Origin of the sequence: Streptomyces sp. NPDC001985 (assembly GCF_040296845.1) — a bacterium.
Taxonomy (GTDB): domain Bacteria; phylum Actinomycetota; class Actinomycetes; order Streptomycetales; family Streptomycetaceae; genus Streptomyces.
In genome coordinates this window covers 23,835-35,873 of record NZ_JBEOYB010000074.1, presented here as the reverse complement: position 1 = coordinate 35,873, position 12,039 = coordinate 23,835, and the positions used below count along the sequence as shown (strand labels likewise).

Below are 12,039 nucleotides of genomic sequence, written 5' to 3'. Positions count from 1 at the left end.
ATCTGGCGTTGACTTTTGGCACGCTGTTGAGTTCTCAAGGAACGGACGCTTCCTTCAGACCCTTTTCACCAGGTCCTCCGGGCTTTCCCTTCGGTGTGGTCAAACCGTATCAGGCTTTTCGTGTCCCTCTGACCACCGTTCCGCGGACATGCGGAAGCATCGATCAGTGAGTATCCGGACTTGATGCACCGCTGCCGACCCCCGACTTGATGTCGTGTTGGCGTCAGGCAGGAGTACGACAATACCCGCCACCCAGATGCGAGGCAAATCGCTGTCGGGGCCGCTCCGCCGGGCGGTCAACCGACAGCATTCGGGCGGAACCGGGACTTCATATGACTTACGCTGCTCAACAGTGCGCCGTCCCGGACAGGCAGTGACGGCGTGGTACCGACTCTCCGCCCCTCTGGGAGGCTCCATGACCACCGTGACGTCACCTCTTGCCGGACGCGCCATCGGACTGACGGCGGTGCCGGACCCGGTGTTCTCCGGTGCGATGGTCGGGCCGGGTACCGCCATCGACCCCGTGCGCGAGCCCTCGGAGGCCCTGGCCCCCGTCGACGGGGTCATCGTCTCGCTCCACCCGCACGCGTATGTCGTGGTCGACAGCGAGGGGCACGGAGTCCTGACCCACCTGGGGATCGACACCGTGCAGCTCAATGGCGAGGGCTTCGAGCTGCTGGTCAACAAGGGCGACACGGTCACGCGCGGCCAGGCCGTGGTCCGCTGGAACCCGTCCGCCGTGGAAGAGGCGGGGAAGTCCCCCATCTGTCCGGTGGTGGCGCTGGAGGCCACGGCCGACGCTCTCGGGGAGGTCCGGGAGGACGGAGATCTGAAGGCCGGGGACACGCTCTTCACCTGGCAGTGATGCCGGACCGGGCAACGGGCAGTAGGACATCCAGCGCGGCGGCACCTCCCGCCGCTCGATCGGAGACGGGTGAGATGGAGACAACGCTGCGAGGCGTCGGTGTGAGCCATGGCGTGGCCATCGGCGAGGTCCGGCACATGGGGACGGCCGTCCTCGAACCGCCGGCGAAGCAGATCCCGGCGCAGGACGCGGAACGGGAGCAGGCGCGCGCGCACAAGGCCGTGGAAGCGGTGGCCGCCGATCTGATCGCCCGCGGCAATCTGGCCGGTGGCGAGGCGCAGGCCGTGCTCGAAGCGCAGGCCATGATGGCCCAGGACCCGGAGCTGATGGCCGATGTGGAGCGGCGGATCGCCGTCGGCAGCTCCGCCGAGCGTGCGGTGTACGACGCCTTCGCCTCGTATCGGGCGCTGCTGGCGGGTGCCGGTGAGTATCTGGCCGGGCGGGTCGCGGATCTGGACGATGTGCGGAACCGGATCGTGGCGCGGCTGCTGGGTGTGCCGATGCCGGGGGTGCCGGACAGCGATGAGCCGTATGTGCTGATCGCCCGGGACCTGGCGCCCGCGGACACGGCGCTGCTCGACCCCGCGCTGGTCCTGGGGTTCGTGACCGAGGAGGGCGGGCCGACGAGTCACAGCGCGATCCTCGCGCGGGCGCTCGGGGTGCCCGCCGTGGTGGCGCTGGCGGGGGCTGGTGAGCTGGCCGAGGGCACGCTGATCGCGGTCGACGGCAGCACCGGTGAGATTTTCGTGGAGCCCAGCGCGGAGAAGCGGTCCGAGCTGGAGCGGGCCGCCGCCGCGCGGAAGGCCGCGCTGGCCGGTTCCCGTGGGCCGGGGGCGACTTCGGACGGGCACAAGGTGCCTCTGCTGGCCAACGTCGGCGGCCCCGCGGATGTGCCGGCCGCGGTGGAGGCCGGGGCCGAGGGGGTCGGTCTCTTCCGTACGGAGTTCCTCTTCCTGGACGACAGCGAGCGGGCGCCGTCGGAGGAGAAGCAGGTCGAGGCGTACCGCCAGGTGCTCGCGGCGTTCCCGGAGGGCCGGGTGGTCGTGCGGGTGCTGGACGCGGGCGCGGACAAGCCGCTCGACTTCCTCACTCCGGCCGATGAGCCCAACCCGGCGCTGGGAGTGCGCGGGCTGCGGAGTCTGCTGGATCATCCGGATGTGCTGCGGACGCAGCTGACGGCGCTGGCGCGGGCCGCCGCGGGTCTGCCGGTGTATCTGGAGGTCATGGCGCCGATGGTGGCGGACCGTACGGACGCCAGGGCGTTCGCGGACGCGTGTCGTGAGGCGGGGCTCCAGGCCAAGTTCGGCGCGATGGTGGAGATCCCGTCCGCCGCGCTGCGGGCGCGTTCGATTCTTCAGGAGGTCGAGTTCCTCTCGCTCGGCACCAATGATCTGGCGCAGTACGCGTTCGCCGCCGACCGGCAGGTGGGTGCGGTGTCGCGGTTGCAGGACCCCTGGCAGCCGGCGCTGCTGGATCTGGTGGCGATGTCGGCCGAGGCCGCGAAGGCCGAGGGCAAGAGCTGTGGTGTCTGCGGTGAGGCCGCCTCCGATCCGCTGCTGGCGTGTGTGCTGACCGGTCTGGGGGTGACCTCGCTGTCCATGGGTGCGGCGTCGATTCCCTATGTGCGGGCGACGCTGGCGAAGTACACGCTGGCGCAGTGCGAGCGGGCGGCTGCCGCCGCGCGGGCCGTCGACACCGCCGAGGAGGCACGGGTGGCCGCTCGGGCGGTGCTGTCGGGCGAGTAGCGCCTGTCCGGGTCACCGGGCTGGTCAGGGGGAGGGCCTCGCTGCGGCGGTGCCCTCCCCTTCCGTATCGGTGGCGGGTCCGGTCAGTGGTGGGGCTGCGGCGGGTCGGCGGCGATGTCGAAGCCCGCGCGGTACTCCACGCCGGGTTCGGGGGAGAGCGGTTCGCCGGTGGCGGCGTCGGTGCAGTAGGCGCTGAACACTTCGCCCTCGGTGAGGGGGAGGAGGCTGCCCTGGTTCAGGCGCCAGCCGTGGAGGCGGTCGGGTGTGCCGGGGGTGGTGGTGCGCAGTACCACTCCCCCGGGGTTGCCGAGGGCGATGGCGGTGGCCAGCACGGTGACGAATTCGGCGGCCTCGGTGGCGTCCATGTGGGCGGTGGGTGTGGTGTCCCCGTCGGCGTGCAGGACGGCGAGGAGTTGCTCCTCGGGTGCGGGGGCGCTGCACACCAGGTGGTGCCGGCCCGGGCCGGCGGCTTCGAGGAGGCGCATCAGGAGGTGGGAGGCCCGGTCGAAGGCGGCTCGGCCGATGTCCTGGCCGCAGTCGGCGCACTCCCCGATGTCGGCGAGGAGCGCGGAGGCGTACTCCCAGGTGGCGCGGCGGACGGCGTGGCCGATGAGCTGGGGCAGCAGGGTGTGGAGGGGTTCTCCTCCGTAGGGGAGGGTGCTGCCGCGCTCGGCGATTCCGGCGGTGTATCTGCTGCGGCTGACAGGGGTGTCGGGGTCAAGGCCGTGCGCGGCGCAGTAGGCGGCGAAGTCCTCGGGGTCGAAGAGGGCGATGGTGGTGTGCAGGTGGGTGGCGGCGAGGGAGGTGAGGAGGGCCTCGATCTCGCGGAGGTAGGCCGGGTGGTCGTCGAAGGTGAAGGTGCGGTAGCGGCGCATGGCGGCGAAGTCGGTGGCGTCCGCGACGACGCCGATGGTGGGCACGGCTTCGCGCCGGAGGGTGGTGCGCACCGGTGTGCGGTTTCCGGGGCCGTTGCCGGTGCGCCGGGGGCCGCCGCGACCGCGCTGTCCGGATCGGCGGGTGCGGCGGGCCGGGGGCGTGGCCGATGCCCGGCCGGCCGGGGTGCCGGATCGGCGGGTGGGTGGTGTGGGTCCGGGGCTTTCGGTGGGCTCGCCCGGCGCCGGGCCGGGCGTCGGATTGGGCATCGGACCGGGCGTCTCGTCGGGCGTCTCGTCGAAGGGTGGTCCGGCGTGTGTCATGTCTCCCCCATGCGGTCCCGTCGACATGCGGTCTGTCGACTACTGACTACTCACCGTAGCGATGGGGTCTGACAATCCGGCCGGGTCTCAGTGTCCGCGGGTGCGGGCCAGCTCCTCGTAGAAGGCGAGGAGGCCGGGGTCGTCGACGGAGCCGGGGTTGACCGTCCGGGTGAGGGGGGCGCCCTGGAGCAGGCGTTTCACCGGTACTTCGAGGCGTTTGCCGGTGAGGGTGTGGGGGACGGCGGGGATGTCGATGATGTCGTCGGGGACATGGCGCGGGGAGAGCTGTTCGCGGATCGTGCGCTTGATCCGGTCGCGCAGCCCGTCGTCGAGGGACGCGCCGGGGGCGAGGTGGACGAACAGGGGCATCCAGTAGCCGCCGTCCGGTTCCTCCAGGCCGATGACGAGGGATTCGCGGATTTCGGGGAGCCGTTCGACGGCTTCGTAGATGTCCGCCGAGCCCATGCGGACGCCCTGGCGGTTCAGGGTGGAGTCGGAGCGGCCGTGGATGACGACGGAGCCCCGGTCGGTGATGGTGATCCAGTCCCCGTGGCGCCAGACGCCGGGGAACATCTCGAAGTAGCTCTCGCGGTAGCGGCTGCCGTCGGGGTCGTTCCAGAACCGGATCGGCATGGAGGGCATGGGGGTGGTGACGACGAGTTCGCCGACCTCGCCGATGAGGGGCTTGCCGTGGGGGTCCCAGGACTGGAGGCCGGTGCCGAGGCAGGCGACCTGGAGTTCGCCGACGCGGACCGGGAGGGTGGGTACCGCTCCGGCGAAGCAGCTGCACACGTCCGTACCGCCGCTCACGGAGGCGATCCACAGGTCGGCGCCGGTGTCGGCGAATTCGTCGTGGAGCCAGCGGAAGCCGTCGGGCGGCAGGGGCGATCCGGTGGTGGCGACGCATCCGATGCGGGAGAGGTCCAGGTCGCGCGCGGGGTGGACGCCGGCTTTGCGGCAGGCCATGACGTACGCGGCGGAGGTGCCGAAGAAGGTCGCCCCGGTGCGTTCGGCGACGGTCCACTGGGCGTCGGTGCCGGGGTGGCCGGGGCTGCCGTCGTAGAGGACGACGGTGGTGCCGGTGAGCAGGCCGGAGACGAGGAAGTTCCACATCATCCAGCCGGTGGAGGTGTACCAGAAGAACCGGTCCCCGGGGCCGAGGTCGCAGTGGAGGGAGAGCTGTTTGAGGTGCTCCAGCAGAATGCCGCCCTGGGACTGGACGATGGCCTTGGGGAGGCCGGTGGTGCCGGAGGAGTACAGGACCCAGAGGGGGTGGTCGAAGGGGACCTGCTCGAAGACGGGTTCGGCGGTGCCCGCGGTGAGGGCGGCCCAGTCGAGTGCGCCGTCGGGGGCCGGGGTGCCGAGCAAGGGGATGTGGACCGTCGCGCGGAGGGTGGGCAGTTCGGCGCGGAGTTCGGCGACGGTGTCGGCGCGGTGGTGCTCCTTGCCGCCGTAGCGGTAGCCGTCGACGGCGAAGAGGACGACCGGTTCGACCTGCTGGAAGCGGTCGAGGACGCTGCGGGCGCCGAAGTCGGGGGCACAGGAGGTCCAGACCGCGCCGACGGCGGCGGTGGCGAGGAGGGCGGTGACGGCCTGGGGGATGTTGGGGAGGTAGCCGCTGACGCGGTCGCCGGGGCGTACGCCGAGGGCGCGCAGCTCGGCGGCGAGCGCGCCGACCTGGCGCCGGAGTTCGGACCAGCTCACGGGAGCCGGCTCGTGCGTTTCGTCCGCGTGGAGGAGCGCGGGTTCGTCGGGGCGTTCCCCGGCGGCTCTGAGGGCGTGTTCGGCGTAGTTGAGGGTGGCGCCGGGGAACCACCGGGCGCCGGGCATGGCGGGGTCGGCGAGTACGGACTCGTACGGCGTGCCGAAGCGGACGCCGGACCAGTCGGCGACCGCGCGCCAGAAGTCCGGGAGCCGCTCGGTGGACCAGCGGTGCAGGGCCGGGTAGCCGCCGTCGGCGGGGGCTCCGTGGTGTCGGGCGGCCCAGGCCTGGAAGCGGGTGACGCGCGCGGCGGCGATCCGGTCGGGTCCGGGCTGCCACAGGGGCGCTGGGTTCGCTGCTGGGGTCATGGGGCGGCTCCCGGGTGGCTCTGGGTGCTTGCGGCTCTGCCTGGTCGGTGCGGTGCCGGCGCGGGGTCCCGCGGGGTCCGCGCTGCTGTCAGGGACGATGCCATGTGATCGTCCTTCGCACCAGGGTTCCTCTCCCCGGTGGAGATGCCCGTCGACACGGCCGAATGTCGCCCCAACCCGGGTGAACAGGAGCTGAACGGAGCGGCCCCGGCGGGGCCCGGGTGGCAGGCTGAACTGCATGGACGGTCGGGGACTGGCGGGCTCGGTGCGGACTCTCGCGGTGTGGCGGACGCTGCGCGCGGCACGGCTCGCGTGGCGGCGGCGGAGAATCGACGCCCGGGGGCTGCCCGCCGGAGGTCCGGAGCGGGCGCGGGTGCCGGGGGCGGTGACCGGTGCCGAGCCGCTGCCGGGGGGCGGGGTCGTCCGGTTCGCCCGGTCGGAGCTGCGCGTCTGTGTGGTGGCGGGTGGCGCGGTGTTCTGGGGTTGGGACGGTGCGGGGCCGGAGCCGTCGTACGCGCTGGCGGGGGCTCCGCCGGCGCCGGACGCGCGGGCCTCGCTGGAGCCGGACAAGGACGGCGGCTGGCGGGTGGTGTCGGAGCGGGTGACGGTGGAGGTCTCGCGTCACGGCGCGGTGGCGGTCCGGACGCCCGGTGGGGTGGTACTGCGGCGGGAGCTGCCGCCGCGCTGGTGGGAGCCGGTGCGCGGGGGTGGTCCCGCGCGGTGGGCGCAGCGGTCGGAGGTGGCGGCCGATGCGCGGTTCTTCGGTCTGGGCGGCCGGGCCTCGGGTCCTCGGCTGCGGAATGGGACGTACCGGCTGTGGAACACCGATCCCCAGGGGTCGTTCGGGCCGGGGGACGATCCGCTCTCGATCACCATGCCGGTGCAGTTGGTGGTCGCCGACGCGGGCACGCATCTGGTTTTTCTGGACAATTCCTGGGAAGGGCGGGTGATCCTGCGCGAAGGTGAGGAGGGGGCGGGTTCCGGTCATGACCGGCCGGGGACGTCCGAGGTGCGGATGGTGGGGGGTCCGCTGCGCTGCTGGGTGATCGTGGGCAAGCCGGCCCGGGTGCTGGCGCGCTGGTCGCGGCTGACGGGCGCGCCGGCGGTGCCGCCGTCGTGGGCGCTGGGGCCGCAGCACGCCCGCTGGGGTTTCGGCGGCGAGGAGGCGGTGCGGCGGATCGCCGGGGGGTATCTGGAGCGGGATCTTCCGCTCTCTGCGGTCCATCTGGACATCGATCACCTCGACGGGCACCGGGTGTTCACCGTCGACCGTGAGCGTTTTCCGGCGCTGCCGGCCCTGGCGGAGGAGCTGCGCGCGGCGGGGGTGCGGCTGGTCTCCATCGTGGACCCGGCGGTGCGGGCGGAGCCGGGGAGCGCGGTGTACGACAGCGGGGTGGCGGCCGGGGCCTTCGTCCGGGACGGGCGCGGCCGTGAGGTGCGGGGGATGGTCTGGCCCGGTGAGTGCGCCTATCCGGATTTCACCGATCCGGGTGCGCGGGACTGGTGGGGCGGGCTCTACCGGGAGCGGCTCGCGCAGGGCTTCTCGGGGGTGTGGCACGACATGAACGAGCCGGTGTCCTTCGCGCCCTTCGGCGACCGGACGCTGCCGCGCTCGGCCCGGCACGCCCTGGAGGGCCGCGGGGGTGATCATCGCGAGGCCCACAATGTGTACGCGCTGACGATGGCGCGGGCCGGTTACGAGGGGCTGCGGCGGCTGCGCCCGGCGGAGCGGCCCTTTCTCTTCTCCCGCTCGGGGTGGGCGGGGATGCAGCGGTACGGAGGGACCTGGTCCGGTGATGTCTCCAGCGGCTGGCCGGGGTTGCGGGCCTCGCTCTCGCTGGTGCTGGGGCTCGGTCTGTGCGGGGTGCCGTACTCGGGGCCGGATGTCGGCGGTTTCGATGGTTCCCCTTCGCCCGAGCTGTATCTGCGCTGGTTCCAGCTGGCGGCGTATCTGCCGCTGTTCCGCACGCACGCGGCGATCGGCGCGGGGCGCCGGGAGCCCTGGGAGTTCGGTCCCGCGGTGCTGGAGCACGCGCGGGCGGCGCTGCTGGAGCGGGAGCGGTTGCGCCCGTACTTCGTCACGCTCGCCCATCTGGCGGGGCTGACGGGGGCGCCGTATGTGCGTCCGCTGTGGTGGGGGGCGCCGGAGGACCGGCTGTTGCGGGAGTGCGAGGACGCGTTCCTGCTGGGAGACGCGCTGCTGGTGGCGCCGGTGCTGGCGCGGGGCGCGGTGCGGCGGCCGGTGCCGCTGCCGAAGGGGCGCTGGTACGACACGGTGACGGGCCGGGCGTACGACGGGCCGGGGCAGGTGGTGCTGGACGCCCCGCTGTCGCGGGTGCCGGTGCTGGCGCGGGCGGGTTCGGTGGTTCCGGTGCGCGGGGCGGACGGCGGCCTGGAGCTGGAGGCGTGGGCTCCGGTCGGGGGGCGCAGGGGCGGCGGGCTGGTGGTCGCGGACACCGGGGACGGGTGGGAGCGGGCGGAGGTGGAGCGGTTCGCGAGCCGGCTGGTGGACGGGCGGGTGAAGGTGCGGCAGGTCAGGAGCGATGGGTCGGGTCCGCCCCGGTGGCGGGTGCGGGTGCGGGGGCTGGGCGCGGAGCCGGCGGGGTAGCCGGGAGGTGCTCCGGGTGCGGTCGGGCGTGCCCGGGAGAGGAGGCTCCGGGTCCGGTCGGGCGTGCCGGGAGAGGGGCCTCGGGCGCGGTCAGCCGTAGCGGTGCAGAAACCATCTCCGTACCGCTGTGGTGTGCAGGGGGAAGGCAAGTTCGCCGGGGGTGCGCAGCAGATGCCAGCCGGAGGTCTCGGCGGTGGGGGCGGAGGGCGGCAGTGCGGTGGCGGGGCGTTCGGGGAGCAGGCCGAAGAGGAGGAGATGGCCTGTGGGGGCGCTGAGGGCGTCCGCGAGCCGGACATCGGATGCCGGGGCCTCGATGCCGGTCTCCTCGTGGAGTTCGCGGACGACGGCCTGCTGCCAGCTCTCCCCGGAGTCGATGAAGCCGCCGGGCAGGGCGGTGCCGCCGAGCCGGGGTTCGATGGTGCGGGTGATGACGACGAGGCCGGAGCCGTCCGCGTCGCGGGTGGGCTGGAGCGCCACGGCGACCGGGAGCGGGTTGCGGTAGGCGGTGGCGCCGCAGCCGGGGCAGGTGCGGGGCCAGTCGGTGGGGGCGGAGCCGTAGGGCGTTCCGCAGTTGCCGCAGAAGGAGTTCTCGGGCACGCGCGGACTGTATCGGACTCCCCGTCGCGGGTGCGCTTCTTCCGGACGGCGGGAGCCCTCCCCCGCTGTTCCGGTCTCGCCGGGGGCGGGACCCGCTGTTCCGGTCTCGCCGGGGGCGGGGCGGCCGTGGCACACTTCTGACGCATCGTCAGTTCATCGGGCGGGGGCACTCCGCCGGATCGCCGCGCAGGGAGGATCTGTGACCCGCACACCCGTCGTGGCCGGATGGTTCACCCAGGACGGCGGCGAGGAGGACTTCCGGCTGCTGGGCGCCCGCTGCGCGGTCTGCTCGGCGGTCTCCTTCCCGCCGGGGGACGACTTCTGCCGCGATCCCGCCTGCCCGGGGGATGAGCCGGTCGAGGTGCCGCTCTCGAAGCGGGGCAGGGTGTGGTCGTACACCGATGGGCGCCACCGCCCGCCCGCGCCCTATGTCTCGGACCCGGACGCGCCCTGGGAGCCGTACACCCTGGTCGCCGTGGAGCTGGCGGCCGAGCGCATGGTGGTGCTGGGGCAGGCGGTGCCGGGGGTGACACCGGCGGATCTCGCGGTCGGGATGGAGGTCGAGGTCGTGCCCGGGGTGCTGAGCGGGGGCGGGGGTACGGCCCGGGCCACCTGGCACTGGCGACCGGTGGAGGTGATCCGGTGACCGGTGGGGCCGGCGGGGCCGGTGACATCGCGGTTCTCGGGGCCGGAATGCACCCCTGGGGCAAGTGGGGTCACAGCTTTGTCCGGTACGGCACTGTCGCGGCGCGGGCGGCCCTCGCCGACGCCGGGCTGGACTGGCGGCGGGTGGACTCGGTGGTCGGCGCGGACACCGTGCGCGGCGGGTACCCCGGCCATGTGGCGGGGGCGACGTTCGCCCGGGCCCTCGGCTGGCAGGGCGCGCGGATCACCAGTGTGTACGCCGCCTGCGCCTCGGGCGCGCAGGCGATCGGCGTCGCCCGCGCGCAGATTCTCTCCGGTATCGCCGATGTGGTGCTGGTGGTGGGCGCGGACGCGGCGCCGAAAGGATTCTTCGCACCGGCGGGCGGTGAACGGCCCGATGATCCGGACTGGCTGCGCTTCCGGGTGCTGGGGGCGACCAACCCCGCCTATTTCGGGCTCTGGGCACGCCGCCGGATGGCGCTGCACGGCGACACCCCGGACGACTTCGCCCTGGTCAAGGTGAAGAACGCGGCGGCGGGGGCGCTCAATCCGTACGCCCGCTACCGGTCCCCCGTCTCCCCGGCCGAGGTGAGCGCCTCCCCGGTGGTCGCCGATCCGCTGCGGCTGCTCGACATCTGCGCCACCTCGGACGGAGGGGCCGCGCTGGTCCTCTCCAGTACGGAGTTCGCGCGCCGCCACGGGGTCGCGGACCCCGTCCGTATCCGCGCGGTCTCCACGGTCGGTCCGGTCCATCCGAGGACCGTCATCGACCTTCCCGATATCGCCACCGACTCGGCGGCCCTCGTGGAGCCGCCGCCGTGCTCCTTCCGGGCGTCGACGGTCCGGGCCGCGTACGAGGAGGCGGGGATCGGGCCGGAGGATCTCTCCCTCGCGGAGGTGTACGACCTCTCCACCGCGCTGGAGCTGGAGTGGTACGAGGACATCGGCCTGTGCGCGCCCGGCGAGGGGGCGAAGCTCGTGCGGGACGGGACGACGGCGCTGGGCGGTCGAGTCCCGGTCAATGTCAGCGGCGGGCTGGCGTCCTTCGGCGAGGCCGTACCCGCCCAGGCCATCGCCCAGGTCTGCGAGCTGACCTGGCAGCTGCGGGGCGTCGCCGGAGAACGCCAGGTACCGGGCGCCCGTGCCGGAATCACCGCGAATCAGGGGCTGTTCGGGCACGGCTCGGCGGTGGTGGCCGTACGGTGAGCGCCGCGCCGTCAAGAGGGGCCCCGGCCGGACCCGGGACGACTGTCCCTTGACGGTGCGCCACGGCCGGTGAACACTGCGTTGTCGTCGGCGCCGGCGCTGCGGCAACTGTCCGCCGCCGTCCGCTGTTTCCGGGCACCTCCGCACAGGGTTTCGGCCACCACGGCCACCACGGCCACCACGGGACACCACGCACGTCGCTCGTCGGTACGCCGGCCGGAGCGCGGGTTTCGCCTGCTCCGGCTCCTCGTATCCCTGGCACACCACGGCACATCGTGGAGCACACATCCCCGCACGCAGCTCCGGGGCAGGCCCCGGGTGAGGGTTTAGGAGCGTCATGAGCAATGGAGACATCTTCGTCGGCGAGGCGGTCGGCACCGCGATTCTGATCATGTTCGGGGTGGGCGTCTGTGCCGCCGTGACCCTTCACCGCTCCAAAGCGCGAGCCGCCGGCTGGACCGCGATCACCTTCGGGTGGGGCTTCGGCGTGCTGGCGGGCGCGTACACCGCCGCCCCGTTGTCGGGCGGGCATCTCAACCCGGCCGTCACCCTGGGCATAGCCGTCGACACCGGGGAGTGGGGGAAGGTGCCCCTCTATGTCCTGGCGCAGTTCACCGGCGCGGTGATCGGCGCCGTACTGGCCTATCTGGTCTACTTCGCCCAGTTCCAGGCCAACCGGGACACGGCCACGGCGCAGCCCACCCTCGGGATCTTCGCCACCGCGCCGGAGATCCGCAGTCCGTTCGCGAACACGATGACCGAGGTGATCGTGACCGTCGGGCTGGTGCTGCCGATCCTCTCCCTCGCCAGGAATGACGGGATCGGTGTCGGGCAGGTGCCGGGGGAGGAAGCCGGGATCTATGGCTCGGGGATCTCCATCCTGCTGGTGTCGCTGCTGGTCGTCGGTATCGGCCTCTGCCTCGGGGGGCCCACCGGCTTCGCCGTCAACCCGGCGCGGGATCTGGGGCCGCGTATCGTCCACGCGCTGCTGCCGATCCCCAACAAGGGCTCGTCGGGGTGGGGATACGCCTGGGTTCCGGTGGTCGGGCCGGCCGTCGGCGGGGTGCTGGCCGGGCTGCTCTTCAACGTGATCCACTGACGCCATCG

The 12,039-nt window shown here is 73.1% G+C and carries 9 protein-coding genes; 6 read left to right on the top strand and 3 right to left on the bottom strand.

The window, feature by feature from the left end:
• Positions 1-415 precede the first annotated feature (415 nt).
• Positions 416-865, top strand: coding sequence for a PTS sugar transporter subunit IIA (locus ABT122_RS27280; protein ID WP_351557650.1), 450 nt, complete (start codon positions 416-418; stop codon positions 863-865).
• A gap of 74 nt (positions 866-939) precedes the next feature.
• Positions 940-2,610 (top strand): phosphoenolpyruvate--protein phosphotransferase, encoded by a 1,671-nt coding sequence (ptsP, locus tag ABT122_RS27275; protein WP_351557647.1) that lies wholly within the window; start codon positions 940-942, stop codon positions 2,608-2,610.
• A gap of 83 nt (positions 2,611-2,693) precedes the next feature.
• On the opposite strand, the gene ABT122_RS27270 is transcribed toward ptsP, so the two are convergent.
• Together ABT122_RS27270 and ABT122_RS27265 are read right to left on the bottom strand one after the other, a co-directional pair.
• Positions 2,694-3,557: a DUF8829 domain-containing protein gene (locus tag ABT122_RS27270; protein ID WP_351557644.1), complete on the bottom strand. Its 864-nt coding sequence runs from the start codon at positions 3,555-3,557 to the stop codon at positions 2,694-2,696.
• A gap of 336 nt (positions 3,558-3,893) precedes the next feature.
• Entirely contained in the window at positions 3,894-5,876 is a 1,983-nt protein-coding gene (locus ABT122_RS27265) for an acetoacetate--CoA ligase (RefSeq protein ID WP_351557641.1), read from the bottom strand.
• Positions 5,877-6,114: 238 nt separating this feature from the next.
• On the opposite strand from ABT122_RS27265, the gene ABT122_RS27260 reads away from it, so the two are divergent.
• Positions 6,115-8,484 (top strand): glycoside hydrolase family 31 protein, encoded by a 2,370-nt coding sequence (locus tag ABT122_RS27260; RefSeq protein ID WP_351557638.1) that lies wholly within the window; start codon positions 6,115-6,117, stop codon positions 8,482-8,484.
• Positions 8,485-8,574: 90 nt separating this feature from the next.
• Here the strand turns inward: ABT122_RS27260 and ABT122_RS27255 are convergent, their stop codons facing one another.
• Positions 8,575-9,081, bottom strand: a complete 507-nt coding sequence (locus tag ABT122_RS27255) for an NUDIX domain-containing protein (RefSeq protein ID WP_351557635.1) — start codon at positions 9,079-9,081, stop codon at positions 8,575-8,577.
• Positions 9,082-9,280: 199 nt separating this feature from the next.
• Here ABT122_RS27255 and ABT122_RS27250 point away from each other — a divergent pair, with 199 nt between their 5' ends.
• From ABT122_RS27250 to ABT122_RS27240, 3 genes are all read left to right on the top strand, one after another.
• Positions 9,281-9,727: a Zn-ribbon domain-containing OB-fold protein gene (locus ABT122_RS27250; protein ID WP_351557632.1), complete on the top strand. Its 447-nt coding sequence runs from the start codon at positions 9,281-9,283 to the stop codon at positions 9,725-9,727.
• Complete coding sequence (locus ABT122_RS27245; protein ID WP_351557629.1) at positions 9,724-10,932, top strand: lipid-transfer protein; 1,209 nt, start codon at positions 9,724-9,726, stop codon at positions 10,930-10,932. The genes ABT122_RS27250 and ABT122_RS27245 overlap by 4 nt, the downstream gene beginning before the upstream one ends.
• Positions 10,933-11,269: 337 nt before the next feature.
• Positions 11,270-12,031: an MIP/aquaporin family protein gene (locus tag ABT122_RS27240; RefSeq protein WP_351557626.1), complete on the top strand. Its 762-nt coding sequence runs from the start codon at positions 11,270-11,272 to the stop codon at positions 12,029-12,031.
• The last annotated feature ends 8 nt before the right edge of the window (positions 12,032-12,039 follow it).